Source organism: Micromonospora sp. NPDC126480, from assembly GCF_040302465.1.
In the GTDB taxonomy this organism is placed as follows: domain Bacteria; phylum Actinomycetota; class Actinomycetes; order Mycobacteriales; family Micromonosporaceae; genus Micromonospora.
Genome location: NZ_JBEORU010000004.1, coordinates 12,045 through 29,389, shown reverse-complemented (window position 1 = coordinate 29,389; position 17,345 = coordinate 12,045). Strand labels below are relative to the sequence as shown.

The 17,345-nt window shown below is 74.6% G+C and carries 16 protein-coding genes and 1 riboswitch; of the genes, 12 read left to right on the top strand and 4 right to left on the bottom strand.

The genetic code is table 11. The features are described 5' to 3' along the window. The 5 genes from ABTW87_RS04875 (at position 1) to ABTW87_RS04855 (ending at position 5,145) form a co-directional block, all read left to right on the top strand. A complete protein-coding gene (locus ABTW87_RS04875) occupies positions 1–1,170 on the top strand; it encodes an acyltransferase domain-containing protein (protein WP_350648577.1) in 1,170 nt (389 codons plus the stop codon). A 40-nt stretch (positions 1,171–1,210) separates the two neighbouring features. Then, on the top strand, positions 1,211–2,155 hold the full coding sequence (locus ABTW87_RS04870) for a beta-ketoacyl-ACP synthase III (protein WP_350648575.1): 945 nt from the start codon (positions 1,211–1,213) through the stop codon (positions 2,153–2,155). A gap of 74 nt (positions 2,156–2,229) precedes the next feature. After that, entirely contained in the window at positions 2,230–2,469 is a 240-nt protein-coding gene (locus ABTW87_RS04865; RefSeq protein ID WP_007072348.1) for an acyl carrier protein, read from the top strand. 1 nt (position 2,470) lies between these two features. Then, the gene (fabF, locus tag ABTW87_RS04860) at positions 2,471–3,697 is read left to right on the top strand and encodes a beta-ketoacyl-ACP synthase II (RefSeq protein WP_350648570.1); all 1,227 of its coding nucleotides are present in this window, start codon (positions 2,471–2,473) and stop codon (positions 3,695–3,697) included. A gap of 23 nt (positions 3,698–3,720) precedes the next feature. Then, positions 3,721–5,145: an acyl-CoA carboxylase subunit beta gene (locus tag ABTW87_RS04855; RefSeq protein WP_350648568.1), complete on the top strand. Its 1,425-nt coding sequence runs from the start codon at positions 3,721–3,723 to the stop codon at positions 5,143–5,145. A gap of 158 nt (positions 5,146–5,303) precedes the next feature. Here ABTW87_RS04855 and ABTW87_RS04850 read toward each other — a convergent pair whose 3' ends face one another. Both ABTW87_RS04850 and ABTW87_RS04845 read right to left on the bottom strand, forming a co-directional pair. Continuing rightward, entirely contained in the window at positions 5,304–7,034 is a 1,731-nt protein-coding gene (locus ABTW87_RS04850) for a glycoside hydrolase family 3 N-terminal domain-containing protein (RefSeq protein ID WP_350648566.1), read from the bottom strand. Between the two features lie 98 nt (positions 7,035–7,132). Continuing rightward, positions 7,133–7,624 carry a DUF3145 domain-containing protein gene (locus tag ABTW87_RS04845; RefSeq protein WP_350648564.1) on the bottom strand — a complete coding sequence of 164 codons (492 nt, stop codon included), beginning with the start codon at positions 7,622–7,624 and terminating at the stop codon, positions 7,133–7,135. A gap of 310 nt (positions 7,625–7,934) precedes the next feature. Here ABTW87_RS04845 and ABTW87_RS04840 point away from each other — a divergent pair, with 310 nt between their 5' ends. Next, positions 7,935–8,264 (top strand): hypothetical protein, encoded by a 330-nt coding sequence (locus ABTW87_RS04840; RefSeq protein ID WP_350648563.1) that lies wholly within the window; start codon positions 7,935–7,937, stop codon positions 8,262–8,264. Between the two features lie 279 nt (positions 8,265–8,543). On the opposite strand, the gene ABTW87_RS04835 is transcribed toward ABTW87_RS04840, so the two are convergent. Next, the gene (locus ABTW87_RS04835) at positions 8,544–9,167 is read right to left on the bottom strand and encodes a carbonic anhydrase (protein ID WP_350648561.1); all 624 of its coding nucleotides are present in this window, start codon (positions 9,165–9,167) and stop codon (positions 8,544–8,546) included. A 149-nt stretch (positions 9,168–9,316) separates the two neighbouring features. On the opposite strand from ABTW87_RS04835, the gene ABTW87_RS04830 reads away from it, so the two are divergent. From ABTW87_RS04830 to ABTW87_RS04815, 4 genes are all read left to right on the top strand, one after another. Next, complete coding sequence (locus ABTW87_RS04830; protein ID WP_350648560.1) at positions 9,317–10,243, top strand: alpha/beta fold hydrolase; 927 nt, start codon at positions 9,317–9,319, stop codon at positions 10,241–10,243. A gap of 117 nt (positions 10,244–10,360) precedes the next feature. Continuing rightward, positions 10,361–12,478, top strand: coding sequence for a HelD family protein (locus ABTW87_RS04825; protein WP_350648559.1), 2,118 nt, complete (start codon positions 10,361–10,363; stop codon positions 12,476–12,478). Positions 12,479–12,565: 87 nt separating this feature from the next. Then, positions 12,566–13,483, top strand: a complete 918-nt coding sequence (locus ABTW87_RS04820) for a cation diffusion facilitator family transporter (protein WP_350648558.1) — start codon at positions 12,566–12,568, stop codon at positions 13,481–13,483. 154 nt (positions 13,484–13,637) lie between these two features. Then, positions 13,638–13,768, top strand: a riboswitch (cyclic di-AMP (ydaO/yuaA leader). A 16-nt stretch (positions 13,769–13,784) separates the two neighbouring features. Then, complete coding sequence (locus ABTW87_RS04815) at positions 13,785–14,831, top strand: coiled-coil domain-containing protein (protein ID WP_350648976.1); 1,047 nt, start codon at positions 13,785–13,787, stop codon at positions 14,829–14,831. Between the two features lie 59 nt (positions 14,832–14,890). On the opposite strand, the gene ABTW87_RS04810 is transcribed toward ABTW87_RS04815, so the two are convergent. Next, positions 14,891–15,334 carry an SRPBCC family protein gene (locus tag ABTW87_RS04810; RefSeq protein WP_350648556.1) on the bottom strand — a complete coding sequence of 148 codons (444 nt, stop codon included), beginning with the start codon at positions 15,332–15,334 and terminating at the stop codon, positions 14,891–14,893. Between the two features lie 160 nt (positions 15,335–15,494). Here ABTW87_RS04810 and ABTW87_RS04805 point away from each other — a divergent pair, with 160 nt between their 5' ends. Next, positions 15,495–16,475, top strand: coding sequence for a 1-phosphofructokinase family hexose kinase (locus ABTW87_RS04805; protein ID WP_350648554.1), 981 nt, complete (start codon positions 15,495–15,497; stop codon positions 16,473–16,475). Then, entirely contained in the window at positions 16,472–17,296 is an 825-nt protein-coding gene (gene surE, locus ABTW87_RS04800; protein ID WP_350648552.1) for a 5'/3'-nucleotidase SurE, read from the top strand. The genes ABTW87_RS04805 and surE overlap by 4 nt, the downstream gene beginning before the upstream one ends. Positions 17,297–17,345: the final 49 nt, after the last annotated feature.

The window sequence follows — 17,345 nt, the reverse complement described above, 5'->3', positions numbered from 1 at the left end:
GTGCTCGCCGTACTCTCGCCCGGCCAGGGTTCACAGAAACCCGGCTTCCTGACTCCCTGGCTCGACCTGCCCGGCACCGAGGCACGGCTGCGCTGGTGGTCCGCGCTCGCCGGGGTCGACCTGGTGCACCTCGGGACGGCCGCCGACGCCGACGAGATCAAGGACACCGCCCGCACCCAACCGCTGCTGGTCGCGGCGGCGCTGCTCGCCGCCGAGCACCTGCCGATGTACGACGTCGCCCTCACCGCCGGCCACAGCGTCGGCGAACTCGGCGCGGCGTCGCTCGCCGGCGTGCTGGCACCGGAGGCCGCCGTCACCCTGGCCGGCGTACGCGGTCGCGAGATGGCCGCCGCCTGCGCGCTCGAGCCGACCGGGATGGCCGCCGTGCTGGGCGGCGACCCGGACGAGGTGCTCGCCGCCATCGACAAGCACGGGCTGCACCCGGCCAACCGCAACGGCGCCGGCCAGGTCGTCGCCGCCGGCGCCCTCGGCGGGCTGGACCGGCTCGCCGCCGAGCCGCCGGCCCGCACCCGCATCGTCCGGCTGCAGGTGGCCGGCGCCTTCCACACGCCGTACATGGCACCGGCCGAGGCGGCGCTGGCCGCCGTGGCGGCCGGCATCACCCCCGCCGACCCGGCCCGCATCCTCCTGTCCAACCTGGACGGGGCGGCCGTGAACCACGGCCGGGAGATGGTGCAGCGGCTGGTCCGCCAGGTCACCGCCCCGGTCCGCTGGGACCTGTGCATGCGTACGCTGGCCGACCTCGGCGTGACCGGCGTCATCGAGCTTCCCCCGGCCGGTACCCTCGCCGGCCTGGTCAAACGGGAGCTGCGAGGCACGGGGACCCCGGAGATCGTCACCCTCAACACTCCCGACGACCTGCCCGCCGCGCGGGACCTGATCGCCCGGCACAGCGGCCTCGGCGGCCACGAGCCGGTCATCCAGTTCCGGGTCGTGGTCTCCCCCGCGGCCGGCACCTTCACCCCCGCCGGGGACCTGGCCGAGGGCGCCGACCTGCGCGCCGGCCAGGTCATCGGCCACGTCACCACCCGACAGGGCCCGGTGGAGGTCACCGCCCACGACAGCGGCCTGCTCACCGAATGGCTCGCCCACCACGACGACCCGGTCGCCCCGGGACAACCGCTGGCCCGCATCGGCGGCCACGCATGACGCCGCGGCACGCGCGGCCACGCAGGGAAGGACAGCCTCGATGACGGGCAGCCGGATCGTCGCGCTCGGCCACTACCAGCCGTCCCGGGTGGTGACCAACGACGAGATCGCGCAGCTGGTGGAGACCAGCGACGAGTGGATCCGCGACCGGGTCGGCATCGTCACCCGGCGGATCGCGGACAGCGAGACGGTGGCCGACATGGCCGCGGCCGCCGCCGGCAAGGCGCTGGCCAACTCCGGCCTGACCGCCGCCGACATCGATCTGGTCGTGGTCGCCACCTGCACCTCGGTCGACCGCAGCCCGAACGTCGCCTGCCGGGTCGCCGCCAAGCTCGGCATCGCCGCGCCCGGCGCGTACGACATCAACACCGCGTGCTCAGGTTTCGCGTACGCCCTGGGAACCGTCGACCACGCCATCCGGGCCGGCGCGGCGCGCAACGCGATCGTCATCGGCGCGGAGAAGCTCTCCGACTTCACCGACTGGACGGACCGCTCGACCTGCATCATCTTCGGCGACGGCGCCGGTGCCGCGGTGGTCACCGCCACCGCGACCGACGAGCCGGCCGGCGTCGGCCCGGTGGTGTGGGGCTCAGTCCCGGAACGGGGCGAGGCGGTCCGGATCGAGGGCTGGCGCGCGTACATCCAGCAGGAGGGGCAGGCGGTCTTCCGCTGGGCCACCACCTCGCTGGCGCCCCTCGCGCTGCAGGCGTGCGAGCGGGCCGGGGTCGACCCGTCGGAGCTGGCCGCGTTCGTGCCGCACCAGGCCAACGCCCGCATCATCGACGGCATCGCCAAGCGCCTGGGCATCCCGGACGCGATCATCGCCAAGGACATCGTCGAGTCCGGCAACACCTCGGCGGCCAGCGTGCCGCTGGCCCTGTCGAAGCTTGTCGAGCGGCGCGAGGTGCCCTCCGGCGCCCCGGTGCTGCTGTTCGGCTTCGGTGGCGGCCTGACCTACGCCGGTCAGGTCGTCCGCTGCCCCTGAAGACCCGGCGCGGTCCCACCGCGCCGCCTTCGCCGCCCGGCGAAGAAACCCCCCATCGAGAGGAACCAACCGCAATGACCCGTGACGAGATCACCGCCGGCCTCGCCGAGATCCTCGAAGAGGTTGCCGGGGTGAACCCGGACGACGTGGCCGAGGGGAAGTCCTTCACCGACGACCTGGACGTCGACTCGCTGTCGATGGTGGAGGTCGTGGTGGCCGCCGAGGAGAAGTTCGGCGTCAAGATCCCGGACAACGAGGTGCAGAACCTGAAGACCGTCGGGGACGCCGTCAGCTACATCGAGGCGCAGTCCTGACATGACACGCACCGACGTCGTCGTCACCGGGCTCGGCGCGACCACCCCGCTGGGCGGGGACGTCGCGTCGACCTGGGACGCCATGCTCAGCGGACGCTCCGGGGTGGGTGCGCTCACCCAGGAGTGGGCCGAACAGCTGCCGGTCCGGATCGCCGCCCAACTCGCGGTCGATCCGGCCGGCCTGCTGGACCGGGTGAAGCTGCGCCGGCTCGACCGCTCCGAGGCGATCGCGATCATCGCCGCGCAGCAGGCCTGGGCGGACTCCGGCCTGGCCGACTCCGGGCTCGACCCGGACCGGCTCGGTGTCAGCGTCGGCTCGGGCATCGGCGGCGCGCTGACCCTGCTCGCCCAGGACGACGTCCTCGAGGCGTCCGGTCCGCGCCGGGTCTCCCCGCACACCATCCCGATGCTGATGCCGAACGGCCCGGCCGCCTGGGTCGGCCTGGAACTGGGCGCCCGCGCGGGCGTCCACTCGGTGGCCAGCGCCTGCGCGACCGGCGCGGAGGCGATCGCACTCGGCCTGGACATGATCCGCGCCGGCCGTGCCGACGTGGTGGTGGCCGGCGGCACCGAGGCGGTCATCCACGGCCTGCCGATCGCCGGCTTCTCCTCGATGCGGGCGATGTCCACCCGCAACGACGAGCCCGAGCGGGCCTCCCGCCCGTGGGACAAGGGCCGCGACGGCTTCGTGCTCGGCGAGGGCGCGGGCGTGCTCGTGCTGGAGCGCGCCGACCACGCCGCCGCCCGGGGCGCGCGGGTGTACGCGCGGCTCGCCGGCGCCGGCATCACCTCCGACGGCTACGACATCGTCCAGCCGCACCCGGACGGTGCCGGGGCGGTGCGTGCCATCGCGAAGGCGATCGCCGACGCGGACGTCGCCAAGCGCGACATCGCGCACGTCAACGCGCACGCCACGTCGACCCCGGTCGGCGACATGGCCGAGATCAAGGCACTGCACCAGGCGCTGGGTGACCACCCGGTACTGACCGCGACGAAGTCGATGTCCGGGCACCTGCTCGGCGCGGCCGGCGCGCTGGAGTCGATCGCCACGATCCTGGCGATCCGCGACGGCGTCGTGCCGCCCACCATCAACCTGGACGACCCGGACGACGGTCTCGACCTGGACGTGGCCGCCAACAAGGCGCGCCACCTGGAGATCCCCGCCGCGCTGAACAACTCCTTCGGCTTCGGCGGCCACAACGTGGCTCTCGTCTTCACGCGGGCCTGAGACCACAAGCCTTGGAGGCTCACGTGACCACCACTGTTGCCGGCCCTGACACGGCCACGGTCGACCACCGGGATCCGGAGCTACGGCTCCGGGCCCTGTTCGACGCGGGCACGCTGCGCCTGCTGGCGCCCCGCGACACCTCCGGCGTCCTCTGGGCCCGGGGCGAGATCGAGGGCACGCCGGCGATCGCGTACGCCACCGACGCCACGAAGATGGGCGGCGCGATGGGCACCGACGGATGCCGGCACATCGTCGACGCGATCGACACCGCCGTCCGGGAGCGGGTGCCCGTGCTCGGGCTCTGGCACTCCGGAGGCGCCCGGCTCGCCGAGGGCGTGGTCGCGCTCGACGCGGTCGGCCAGGTCTTCGCCGCCATGGTCCGCGCCTCCGGGCGGGTGCCGCAGATCTCCGTCGTGCTCGGCCCCGCCGCCGGCGGCGCGGCGTACGGCCCGGCGCTCACCGACATCGTGGTGATGAGCGGCAGCGGCCGGATCTTCGTCACCGGCCCCGAGGTGGTCCGCAGCGTCACCGGCGAGCAGGTCGACATGGAGCGGCTCGGCGGTCCCGAGCCGCACGGCCGGCGCTCCGGCGTCGTGCACGTGACCTGCAAGGACGACGAGGAGGCGCTCGCCGAGTCGCGGCGGCTCGCCGCGCTGCTCGGTCACCAGGGCCGGCTCTCGCCGGACGACGTGCCCACCAACGGCGGCGACGGGCACGACCTGGCCGCGAAGATGCCGGCCGAGACCAACCGGGCGTACGACGTCAAGCCCGTCGTCAAGGCGCTGCTCGACGCACCGGGCGTGGAGCTGCACGCCAAGTGGGCGCCGAACATCGTCACCACGCTCGGCCGGTTCGCCGGCCGGACGGTCGGCGTGATCGCCAACAACCCGCTGCGGCTCGGCGGCTGCCTCGACGCGTCCAGCGCCGAGAAGGCCGCCCGCTTCGTGCGGATGTGCGACTCCCTGGGCGTGCCGCTGATCGTGCTGGTCGACGTTCCCGGCTACCTGCCCGGCCTGGGCCAGGAGTGGGACGGCGTGGTCCGGCGCGGGGCGAAGCTGCTGCACGCCTTCGCGGAGGCGGTGGTGCCGCGGGTGACGCTGGTGACCCGCAAGGCGTACGGCGGCGCGTACATCGCGATGAACTCCCGGTCGCTCGGCGCGACCGCGGTCTTCGCCTGGCCGAACGCGGAGGTCGCGGTGATGGGCGCCAGCGCGGCGGTGAACATCCTGCACCGCAAGAAGCTGGCCGCCGCGCCTCCGGAGGAGCGCGAGGCGCTGCGCGCCCAGCTGATCGAGGAGCAGATCCGGGTCGCCGGTGGAGTGAACCGGGCGCTGGAGATCGGTGTCGTCGACGACGTCATCAAGCCGGCCGAGACCCGGCGGCGGATCGCGGAGGCCCTGGCGGCCGCCCCGGCCGCCCGCGGCGCCCACGGCAACATCCCGCTGTAAGCGGGTAAGGAAGGGCCCCTTCTTAACGCCTCGCGCGGTGGAAGGGGCCCTTCTTAACAGCTTCCGGCGCGCAGCGCCGGGCGACGGCCGACGGGATCGCGGCTCTCACCGATCGCCGGGTGGAGCGGTACCGGCAGCTGATCTGCGGCTGCCGCCGATCAGGAGCAGGTGGTGGCGGGCAGGCCGCGCACCGGCACCGGGGAGCGGCCAACCGGTCGGGACCTGCCTGCCAGCACCTCGGCCAGGGCGGTCATCGACACGCGGCTCGACGAGTAGGTCGCCAGCAGCGCCGGAGAGGCCGCCTTCGCCAGCACGTACGGCGTGTCCATGGCGACCGTCACCGCGGCGTCGGCGCGCAGGTCCTCGACGCCGTCGCCGTACCCGACCAGGTGGACCACCGCGCCGCCGCGCGATACCACGCGCACCCCGGCGGCGGTCAGCGCCTCGGCCAGCGCGGCCCGGGTGCGGTCGCGGCCGGCGGAGGCGGTCACCGTCACCGGCCCGCGCACCGGCGGGCCGCACGGGCCGCGCAGCACGGTCACCGAGGCGGCGGCGAGCGCCGCCGCCGCCTCGCGGTGCGCAGGGGCGCCGAGCGCGGACAGGTCGGGGACCGACCGGTCGGCAAGCGTGAACTTCATCGTCAGCACCCGGGTCGCCGCGTCGACCAGCCGGGCCCGGGGCAGGGAGCCGTCCCGCAGGGCGGCCAGCAGCCCGTCGTACGCCTTGCCGACGTGCGGCGGCATGAGGATCAGGTCGTTGCCGGCCGTCAGCGCGCGGACCGCCGCCTCCCCCGGTGGCCAGCGCTTCGCCGGCTCCATGTTCATTCCGTCGGTGATCACCACGCCTCGGAAACCGAGCTGGCCCCGGAGCACGCCGGTGAGGAGCTTGTGCGAGAAGGTGGCCGGGGTGCCCGGATCCACCGCCCGCACGTCGAGGTGGCCGGACATCACCGCGAGGGCGCCGGCGTCCACACCGGCCCGGAACGGCGTCCATGCCCCGGCCTCCAGGGCCGCGCGCGACTGGGGCAGCACCGGCAGGGCCTTGTGCGAGTCGGTGGCGCTGTGGCCGTGCCCGGGGAAGTGTTTGAGGGTGGCCGCCACCCCGGCGGCTTGCAGACCCCGGACCGCGCCGCCCACCTGCGCCGCCGCCACCTTCGGGTCGGCGCCGTAGGACCGGGAGCCGATGACCGTGCTGGGGGTGACGAGCACGTCGGCGACCGGCGCGAAGTCGACGTTGATCCCCATCGCGGCCAGCTCCGTACCGGCGGCCCGCCAGGCGGCCTCGGTCAGCTCGGGCCGGCCGGCGGCCCCGGCGGCGAGCGCGCTCGGCAGCAGGGTGACACCGTCGGTGATCCGGGTGACCACCCCGTGCTCCTGGTCGGTCCCGATCAGGAGCGGCGCGCTGCCGGCGGGCAGCCGGGCGGCCGCGTCACGCAGGCCGGTGGTCAGCGCGCGGACCTGCTTGGGGTTGTCGACGTTGGTGGTGGCCTGGTTGCTCCCGGTCGGGTCGTCGGCGCTGAAGCCGACCAGGATGAGCCCGCCGAGACGGTACTTGGCGATCATCTCGGCGGGGGTGTCGACGCCGGCGAGGGCCCGGTTGCCGGCGGCGGAGCCGGGCGAGACCCGGGTCGCCGCGTCGCCGTACGCGTACGGCATGAGCACCTGGCCGACCAGGTCCTCGTCGGCGAGCGAGCCGACCAGGGCGGCGGCGCGGCTCGCCGGGTCGCCGGCGGGCACCGGGACGGGCGTCGACGGCACCGCCGACCGGCCGCTCGCGGCGGGTGTCGGGCGCGCCCGCTCCGGCTCGCCGGCGCAGCCGGCCACGAGCAGCGCGGTCAGTGCGGCGACCGCGACGCCGCCACGTCGCGAAGGTATCGACACGCGAGCCATCCCACCAGTTCGACGCCAATCGGGGCAACCCGACCCTACGCGTGCCGACCGGACGATGCCGTCGCGTGGCCTGCCTCGGGGACCAGCCGGTGCGGGGCTCAGCCGACGCGGGTGAGCAGGGTCACCGGCGCCCCGTCGCCGGCGTACCGGTACGGCTCCAGCTCGGCGTCCCAGGCGGTGCCGAGCGCCTTGTCCAGGGCGTGCGCCAGGGCCTCCGGCGCCCGCGCGCCCGCCATGATGCTGCGCAGCCGGTCCTCGCCGAGCTGGATGTCTCCGGCCGCGCCGACCGTGGCGCGGAACAGCCCTCGGCCCGGGACGTACATGAAGCGCTCCCCGTCGGCGCCCGGGCTGGGCTCCTCGGTGACCTCGAAACGGATCATGGGCCACTGCCGGAGGGCAGCAGCCAGCTCGGCGCCCGTCCCCGGGCTACCGGTCCACCCGCACTCGGCCCGGCGGGCGCCGGGGTCGACGGGTTGAGCAGTCCACTGCAGGTTGACCGGCGCGGAGAGGACGCGCGCGATCGCCCACTCGACGTGCGAGCACACGGCGAGCGGGGTCGAGTGGACGTATACGACGCCACGCGTTGGCACGGTGACCTCCCGGAGAGCGAGGTGCGTCTTCCCCTACGACCTCGACCAGCCGGGTGGCTTCTGGGACACATCATGACTGGTGTGACGGATGGTGCGCCAGAGAATCGGAAAATTCGCCGGTGGAATAGCCGGTCGGGTGAGCGTCGTTGACCCCCACGACGCGGTGACCAGCCAGGCATCGTGGTCGTGTACAGTTCCATCGGCGGCCTGTGCCGCGAACGTCTTCCGCGGGTCCACCCAACGGGTGCGAGCCGCATCCAGCCCCCGGACGTCTACCGCGTCCTCCCGTACGTCTGCAAGGAGTACCTCCGTGGCGAGCAACACCTCTAAGACCGCGCGCGCGTCCGTCCGGGCCGGCCAGGCTGGCCAGGGTGGCGCCCTCAGCGTGCTGGGCGAGTTCAAGTACGTGATCCCGCTCAACGGCGGCAAGCACGCCTACGTGCGGAACCTGACCAACGGCAAGACCGCGCACCTGCGTACCGACTCCGAGGCCTTCGTCGAGGAGATCCGCACGCTGGCCGCCGCCGGCCACGCCGCCAAGATCCGGGCCGAGCTGGCCACCCTCAACGCCGCCCACCCGGGCGACGGCTGGGACGCCACCGAGAAGCGCCTGGTCGAGGCCGGCGTCTTCGAGGGCTGAGCCCAAGGACCGCAGTACCGAAACCGCCCGTCGGGACCCGTCCCGGCGGGCGGTTTCGCGTCCGCGCCGCCGTGCGCGCGGCAAGCGCCGCCGGGTGGGCGGCAAGTACCGCCGTGCGCGCGGCAAGCGCCGCCGGGTGGGCGGCAAGTACCGCCGTGCGCGCGGCAAGCGCCGCCGGGTGGGCGGCAAGCGCCGCCGTGCGCGCGGAGTCGCATCCGGCGGCGCGTGTTAAGAAGGGGCCCTTCCTCTACCGGAGGCGTTAATAAGGGGCCCTTCCTTTCACAGCAGGCGCACCTCGCCGGTGGACAGGTCGTACAGGGCGCCGACCACGTTCACGCGGCCGGTCGCGACCGGCCCGGCGAGCGGGTCGTCGGCGCGCAGCGCCGCCACCGTCCGCCGCACGTGCCGCCGGACGGCCAGCGTGCCGACCCGCGGATCGTGCAGGCCGACCTCGGTGACGGCGGGCGCGATCTGGTCGACCAGGTGCGCGAGCGCGCCGTCGGGCCGCCGGCCGGCGCGCAGCGCGTCGACCGCCGCCGCGACCGCCCCGCACCGCTCGTGGCCCAGCACCACCACCAGCGGTACGCCGAGCTGCCCCACCACGTACTCGATGGAGCCGAGGACCGCCCGGTCCAGGACGTGCCCGCCGGTGCGGATCACGCAGATCGAGCCGAAGGTCTGGTCGAAGATCGCCTCCAGCGGCACCCGGGAGTCGATGCAGCCGAGCAGGACGGCGTACGGCTGCTGGTCGCCGGAGGCCGTCGCGGCGGCGGCGGTGACGTCGTGGCCGTGGATCGGCTGCCCGCTGACGAAGCGCCGGTTGCCGGCGAGCAGCTCGGCCAGCGCCGCGCGGGGCGTACCACCGGCGGCGCGCCCGCCCGGCCGGTCCGGGGGTGGTGCCATGTCCGCCAGCCTGACGGGTATCCGCGGGACCGTGGGCCGGGTTGCGAATCTTCTCACCGGTGCGGTTGGCGTGGTGTCATGACGGGTAGCCGGTGTTACCACCGGGTATCGCCGGTGTGACGAACTCGCGCGGCCCGGGGGAGGTGGCGATGCCGGAGGCACACGAGGTCCGCCTGCCTGACGGCGTCCGCCTGCACGTCGAGGTGCACGGGCCGGCCGATGCCGAGGTGACCGCGGTACTGCTGCACGGGTGGACGCTTGACGGCCGCGCCTGGCACCGGCAGCTCGCCGAGCTGCGCGACCGCTTCGCCGGGGCGGTTCGGGTGGTGACCTACGACGCTCGCGGCCACGGCCGGTCCAGTTGCATGGCGCTGCCCACGGCCACCCTGGCTCAGCTCGGCGACGACCTCGCCGCGGTGCTCGACGCGGTCGCGCCGACCGGCCGGGCCGTGCTCGCCGGGCACTCCATGGGCGGTATGACGATCATGGAGTACGCCCACCGCCACCCCGCGCACTTCGCCGCCCGCGTCGCCGGTCTGGTCTTCGTCTCCACCACCGCCGAGGGGCACACGCACACGGTCTACGGCCTGTCGCCCCGGATCGCCCGGTTGATCCGGCTCGCCGAGACCACCGGCGCCGGGGTCCTGGCCCGGTGCGGGTCGTGGCGTCCGCCGCGGGCACTGCTGCGCGCTTTGAAACCCAGCATCCGCTGGATGCTCTTCGGCGACCACTGCGACCCGGGCGACATCCGCCTGGTCACCTCCGCGGTGGCCCGGGCGTCGTTGCGGTCGATCGGCGGTTTCCGGGCCTCGATCGGGGCGCAGCACCGGCTGGAGACGCTGGCCGAGCTGGCGCACCTGCCGGCCGCCGCGCTGGTCGGCGACCGGGACCGGCTGACCCCGCCGCCCTGCGCGGAATCGATCGCGGCCGCGCTGCCGGCGACCGAGCTCACCGTCTGCCCGGGCGCGGGACACATGCTCATGATGGAGCGCCCCGACGAGGTGAACGACGCCCTGGTGGGCGTGCTGCGCCGGGTCCTCGACCGCCCCGCCACGACCGCGAAGGTCACCGGGTAGCGCCCGCGCGCACCTCGAGCGTGCCGGGTGACGCCGGGGCGTACCCTCGTGCGGTTGGCCGGGGTACGGCCGCGCGTACCGCGCCACCCTCGCCGCCGACGTCAGGAGGAGCGAGCGTTGACCGACCAGACCGCGCTGGAGCAGGAGATCGCCGTCGAGCAGCGGCACCTCGACCGGGTGTACGCGCGTCTGGCCGAGCTGCGCCGGTCGGCGGTCCACGCGGAGAAGGAGGGCTACCGACTGGCCCGGGTCGGCAACTTCGGCGCCCTGGTCGAGCGGGACGCGATGGTGTTCCACGCGGCGCAGCGCCGGCACCTGTTCGACGCCGAGCACGAGGGGCTGGTCTTCGGCCGGCTCGACCTGCGCGACGGGCAGGTGCTGCACGTCGGGCGCCTCGGTATCCGGGACGAGAACGCGGCCACCCTGGTGGTGGACTGGCGCGCCCCGGCCGCCGCCGCCTTCTACCGGGCCACCCCGGCGCAGCCGCTGGGTGTGATCCGCCGGCGCATGATCCAGTCGAGCGGGGAGCGGGTCACCCGGATCGAGGACGACCTGCTCGACCCGGCCGCCGCCCCGCCCGACCTGACGGTGGTCGGCGACGGCGCCCTGCTGGCCACCCTGTCGAAGGCGACCGGGCGCGGCATGCGGGACATCGTCGCCACCATCCAGCGGGAGCAGGACGAGGCGATCCGGTCGCCCGGCTCGGGCGTCACGATCGTCTCCGGCGGACCGGGGACCGGCAAGACGGCGGTCGCCCTGCACCGGGCGGCGTACCTGCTCTACTCCGACCGCAGCCGGTACGCCGGCGGCGGCATCCTGGTGGTCGGGCCGTCGGCGGTCTTCGTCGACTACATCGCGTCGGTGTTGCCGTCGCTTGGCGAGGACACCGCCGCGCTGGCCTCGCTGGGCGGCCTCTTCCCGGGGTTGCGTGCGACCCGCACCGACCCGCCGGAGGTCGCGGCGGTGAAGGGCTCGCTGCGGATGCGGCGGGTGCTGGAGCGGGCCGCCCGGGACGCGGCGCCGGATGCTCCCGGGGAGCTGCGGCTGTTGTACCGGGGTGGGCTGCTGCGCGTCGACCGCCGGGAGCTGGACGCCATCCGGGAACGGGCGCTGCCGCGCGGCGCGCGACGCAACGAGGTGCGCCGGGCCGGCTTCGACGGGGTCTTCGCCGCGCTGTGGGCGCAGGCCCGGCGGCTGGGGATCGCCCGTTTGCCCGAGCAGCGCGCGTTCGAGGACGAGATCGCCGACCGGCCGGAGTTCCGCGAGTTCCTGAAGGCGTGGTGGCCGCGGCTGCACCCGCGCCACGTGCTCGGCTGGCTCGCCCGGCCCGACCGGCTGCGCCGGTACGCCGCGGGCGTGCTCGGCGGCCGTGAGATCCGGCTGCTCCTCGACGCGTACCGGACCTTGGACTCCGAAGGGCTGACCGTCGCCGACATCGCCCTGCTCGACGAGCTGGACACCCTGCTGGGCAAGCCGCTGAAGCCGGCGCGGCCGAAGCGGGATCCGTTCCAGCTCGCCGGCGGCGTACGCGAGCTGAGCACGCTCGCCGACCGGCAGCGCGCCGCCCGGGAGGCGGCCCGGCAGCGCCCGGAGGACTACCGGGAGTACGCCCACGTGGTGGTCGACGAGTCGCAGGACGTGTCGCCGATGCAGTGGCGCATGATCGGCCGGCGTGGCCGGCTGGCCTCGTGGACAGTGGTGGGCGACCCGGCGCAGACGGCGTGGACCGGTGACCCGGACGAGCTGGCCCGGGCCCGTGACCAGGCACTCGGCCGGCGGCGGAGGCACCACTTCACGCTCACCACCAACTACCGCAACTCGGCGGAGATCTTCGCGGTGGCGGCGGCCGAGATCCGGCGGGTCGACCCGGACCTTCCGTTGCCCACCGCCGTCCGCTCGACCGGCGTCGACCCGGTGCAGCTGGTCGTGCCGCCGGAGGAGTTGGAGACCGCCGTGGTGGAGGCGGTCGGCACGTTGCTCACCGAGGTGGAGGGGACGGTCGGGGTGATCACGCCGGTGCCGCGCCGGGGCGCGGTCGCCGGTTGGCTGGGTGGGCTCGGCGCGCCGCGGCTGCAGGTCGTGACCAGCCTGGAGGCCAAGGGCATGGAGTACGACGGCGTCGTCCTGGTGGCACCGGGTGAGATCCGGGCCGACCCGGGGTCGGGCGTGCGGACCCTGTACGTCGCGCTGTCCCGTGCCACCCAGCGGCTCACCACCATCGACCCCGTCGGCTGAGCGTCGACACCGCGACCGACAGTTGCATACATAGCGATGTGAGCATAGGTTAGGCACGGATCGGGACGGGCGACGGAAGGTGTCCGCGTGGGCGCAGGTCATGACCACCACCACGGGTCGGTCACCAACGCCGCGCAGCGGCACCGCGGGCGCCTCTGGGCGGCCTTCGGCCTGCTCGCCACCCTGATGGTGGTCGAGGCGGTGGCCGCCTTCCGCACCGGATCGCTCGCGCTGCTCAGCGACGCCGGACACATGTTCACCGACGTGCTCGGCATCGGCATGGCCCTGGCCGCGCTCACCGCCACCCGCCGGCGCAGCGGCGACCCGCAGCGCACCTTCGGGCTCTACCGGCTGGAGGTGCTCGCCGCCCTCGCCAACGCCCTGCTGCTCTCCGGCGTGGCGGTCTACGTGCTGGTCGAGGCCGTACGCCGGTTCGGCGACCCGCCGCAGGTGCGCACCGGCCCGATGCTGGCGGTGGCCACCCTCGGCCTGCTCGCGAACCTGATCGCCTTCGCCCTGCTCCGGCCCGGGGCGAAGGAGAGCATCAACCTCCAGGGCGCCTACCTCGAGGTGCTCGGCGACCTGCTGGGCAGCCTCGGCGTGATCGCCGCGGCCCTGATCATCACGGCCACCGACTGGTGGTGGGTCGACCCGCTGGTCGCGGTCGCCATCGGCCTGTTCATCCTGCCCCGCACCTGGCGCCTCGGGCGGGCGGCGCTGCGCATCCTGGTGCAGGCCGCGCCGGAGCACCTCCAGGTCACCGCCGTGCACGACCGACTGGTCGCCGTGCCCGGCGTCGCGGAGGTGCACGACCTGCACGTCTGGACACTCACCTCCGGGATGGAGGTGGCCTCCGCCCACCTCACGATCGCGCCCGGCGCCGACGTCGCCGCGGTCCTCGCCGCCGCGCGGACCCTGCTCCGCGACGAGTTCCGGATCGAGCACGCCACGTTGCAGATAGAGCCCGGGGCGGCCGCCGGTACCTGCGGGGCCGTTGAGTGGTGATCGGCACACCCCTCCTCGTGCGGATCGATCCTCTCCCTTTTGTCTGATTAGGCGGTGACCACACGGACACCGTCAGTAACATCCGCTGCACCTGCCACCTGAGCACCGGTAGGCTCTGATCCGGCCTCCGCCAGGCGGCACCCACCGGTGCCGGCGGCGGTCGCCGCCTAATCGCCCGCCAGGGCGAACCGGGGAACCAGGTACGTGGGGTGCATCCGCGCCAGCGGTAGGGATCTTCCGTCCCGAACCCGTCAGCTAACCCGGTCGGCGGCTGACGGAAGGACACGTGTATATGCCAGCAGTGGCACCCGTACGACGACCTGCCGCCCGGGTGGCGGCACTGATCATCGCGGCGCTCGCGCTCGGGCTCGGCGTCGCGCCGGTGGCCCCCGCGACGGCCGCTCCGCCGGCCCGCCAGGCCGCCGCCCCCGGGGACGACCCCGAGGGCGGCACCCCCGCCCTCCGCGCGCAGCTCGAAGCGGCCAGCAAGGGATACCTCGACGCCAAGCGGGCCCTGGAAACCTCGGTGAAGCGGCAGCAGCAGCTCGCCGACCAGCTCAAGACCACCGAGACGCAGCTCGCCGAGCGCACCAGCCGGGTCGGTCAGATCGCCGGCCTCGCGTACCGCACCGGCCGCCTCGGCACTGCGTCGGCGCTGCTCAACAGTTCGTCCCCGGAGGGCTTGATGGACCGGGCCGCTGCCCTGGACGCGGTGGCCGCCAACGAGGACCAGGCGCTGCGCGAGCTGCTGGACACCCGCGACCAGGTCAATCAGGCCAAGCTCGCGGTGGAGGCGGAGATCGGGGAGCAGCGCAAGCAGCAGGCGGTGATGGCCAAGCGCAAGCAGCAGGCCGAGCGGGCGCTCACCGTGGCCAACGAGCGGGCCAGCTCCGCCCCCGCGAGCCGCAGCTCCACCCGGGCGGCACCCGCGCCGCGGAACTCGGACGGCTCCTGGCCCTCCGAGTCGTGCAGCGTCAACGACCCGACCCCGGCCAACGGCTGCATCACCCCGCGCACACTGCACGCCCTCAACCAGGCCAAGGCGGCCGGCTTCACCCGGTACGTGTCGTGCTTCCGCTCCGGCGGCTCGGGCGAGCACCCGAAGGGCCGGGCCTGCGATTTCGCCGCCCAGAAGAGCGGCTTCGGCGGAGACGCGACCGGCGGCGACCGGACGTACGGCAACAACCTGGCGGCGTTCTTCGTGAACAACGCCGACCGCCTCGCCGTGCTCTACGTGATCTGGTACCGGCAGATCTGGCTGCCCAGCAGCGGCTGGAAGTCGTACAGCGGCGCGGGCGGGGACCCGTCCAGCGACCACACCAACCACGTGCACCTGTCGGTCTACTGACGAGGGCGTGCGGGCCGGGCAGCCGTCGGGCGACCGACAGCTGCCCGGCCCGCAGGCCGTCAGGCGCTCTCCAGCGCCGCGCCGAGCCGGCTGGCCAGAGCCAGGTGCGCCGCGCGGGCCTGCTCGAACGCGTACCGGAACAGCGGCGCCGGCGCGACGAGCGTGATCTCCACGTCGATGCGGACGCCCTCCGGCTCCGGTGCCAGCCGGGTCCGGTTGCGTACCGTCGTCGCCGGCCACTGCCGGGCCACGGTGACCACCTCGTCCTCCGTCGCGACGAGCACGTCGGCGCGGTAGGTGACCGGTAGCCGCAGCCGACCCAGCGGGACGCGGTCGGTGATCGCGTAACTGGCGCGGGCGCCGCGCCGGGACGCGACCCGTCGCACCCGGACGATGAACGGATGGAACTCGCCGTGCCGGAGCGGATCGGCAAGCAGGTTCGCGGCGGCCGCCGGGGTGGACCGCGCCTGGACGGTGTAGCTGAAGGAATCCCGCCTGAGCACGCCGTCTCCCACCGTCGTCGGTCGTCCGATCGTCACCCACCCCGGCCGTGCTGGCAACGCCCGATCGGTGACCGCGCGGACACCCGGCGGCCACCCGCCGACGCGACTACGGTCAGCGGATGGGGTACGACGACACGGGGACGACGATCGGGAGGCGCGCATGGCGGAACACGTGATGGTCTTCGCGCCGACACCGCGGCTCACGGTGACCATCGACCAGCCCAGCGACGCGCCGGAGTTGCACCTGCACCCGGGCGGGCAGGGCGTCTGGCAGGCCCGCATGATCATGTCGCTCGGGGTCGACGTGGTGCTCTGCACGGCGCTGGGTGGCGAGGTCGGCCAGGTGCTGGAGCCGTTGCTGGTCAGCGAGGGCGTCGACCTCAAGGTGGTGGTCCGCGACTCCGGCGGCAGCGGCGGGTACGTGCACGACCGGCGCGAGGGCTCCCGCCGCGAGATCGCGGACGTGCCCGGCCAGCCGCTCGGCCGGCACGAGCTGGACGAGCTGTACAACCTGGCGCTCGGGGAAGGGCTGCGCGCCCCGGTCAGCGTACTGAGCGGGCCGAACGAACCATCCCTGGTCCCGGCCGAGCTGTACCGGCGCTTCGCGGCCGACCTCGGCGCCAACGGCGGCAGGGTGGTGGTCGACCTCTCCGGCGACCACCTCACCGCCGTGCTTGACAGCGGTGTCTTCTTCCTCAAGGTCAGCCACGAGGAGCTGATGGCCGACGGCCGCGCCGCCGGCGACGACGAGGACCAGCTCGCCCGCGCGATGTACGACCTGCACGCCGGCGGGGCGGAGAACGTGGTGGTGAGCCGCGCCGACAAACCGGCCCTCGCCCTGGTCGACGGCGAGGTGTTCGAGGTGGAGATGCCCCGCCTCCAGGCCGCCGACCCGCGCGGTGCGGGCGACTCGATGACCGCCGGGGTGGCCGCCGTGGTGGCCCGGGGCGGGGACATCCGGACGGCCGTCCGCACCGGGGCCGCCGCCGGCGCGCTGAACGTGACCCGGCACGGTCTCGGCACCGGCCGGCTCGACTCGATCACCGGCCTGGTCGACCGGGTACGCCTGGTGCCGGCCGGAAGCCGGCCGCAGGAACGCACCACCCCGGACGAGCTGGCGGACCGGGCGGCCGAGCGATGACGCTGCGCGTACTGATCACCAACGACGACGGGATCGCCGCGCCGGGCATCGCGGCGCTGGCCCGGGCGGCGGTCGACCAGGGCCTGGACGTCGTCGTCGCCGCGCCGCTGGAGGAGGCGAGCGGCACCAGCGCCGCCATGACGGCGGTGGAGCGGCAGGGGCACGTCGTGGTGCAGGATCACCCGCTGCCGGGGCTCGACGGGGTGCCGGCGTTCGGGGTGGGTGGCTCGCCCGGTTTCATCGCGTTGATCGCGGTGCACGGGGCGTTCGGGCCGCCGCCGTCGGTCCTGCTGTCCGGCATCAACCGCGGCGCGAACGCCGGCCGCGCCGTACTCCACTCCGGGACCGTCGGCGCTGCCTTCACCGCTGCCTCGAACGGCTGCCGGGCGATGGCCGTGTCGCTGGACGTGCTCTCGGCCGGGGAGGCCACCGCGGTCAGCGGCGGTGCCGCGGTGTCCGTCGCCGCCCGGGTCCGCGACGCCGAACGTCACTGGTCCACCGCCGCGCGGGTGGCGATGGACCTGCTGCCGCGGGTCACCGCCGGGCCGGTGGGCAGTGTGCTCAACGTCAACGCCCCGGACGTGCCACTCGCCCGCCTGCGCGGGCTGCGCCGCGGCCGGCTCGCGAGCTTCGGCCAGGTGCAGATGACGGTGGCCGAGTCGGGGCACGGCTTCGTACGGACCGCACTGGAGGAGCCGGGCGAGGCCGCCCAGGCAGGCACCGACGTGGCCCTGCTGGCCGAGGGGTACGCGTCGGTGACGGCGGTCCGGGCGGTCACGGAGGTGAGCGACATCGACCTCAGCGGCCTGGACGGCGAGTGACCGAGCGGCGGCGGGGGCGAACCGGGCGTGAGGCCGGCGCAGGGGCGCG

Excerpts from the sequence above, each read along its gene's own strand:
- ABTW87_RS04870 (WP_350648575.1), top strand. The coding sequence starts at position 1,211 with ATGACGGGCAGCCGGATCGTCGCGCTCGGCCACTACCAGCCGTCCCGG.
- ABTW87_RS04865 (WP_007072348.1), top strand. The coding sequence starts at position 2,230 with ATGACCCGTGACGAGATCACCGCCGGCCTCGCCGAGATCCTCGAAGAG.
- fabF (WP_350648570.1), top strand. The coding sequence starts at position 2,471 with ATGACACGCACCGACGTCGTCGTCACCGGGCTCGGCGCGACCACCCCG.
- ABTW87_RS04850 (WP_350648566.1), bottom strand. The coding sequence starts at position 7,034 with ATGGCTCGCGTGTCGATACCTTCGCGACGTGGCGGCGTCGCGGTCGCC.
- ABTW87_RS04835 (WP_350648561.1), bottom strand. The coding sequence starts at position 9,167 with ATGGCACCACCCCCGGACCGGCCGGGCGGGCGCGCCGCCGGTGGTACG.
- ABTW87_RS04830 (WP_350648560.1), top strand. The coding sequence starts at position 9,317 with ATGCCGGAGGCACACGAGGTCCGCCTGCCTGACGGCGTCCGCCTGCAC.
- ABTW87_RS04805 (WP_350648554.1), top strand. The coding sequence starts at position 15,495 with ATGGCGGAACACGTGATGGTCTTCGCGCCGACACCGCGGCTCACGGTG.
- surE (WP_350648552.1), top strand. The coding sequence starts at position 16,472 with ATGACGCTGCGCGTACTGATCACCAACGACGACGGGATCGCCGCGCCG.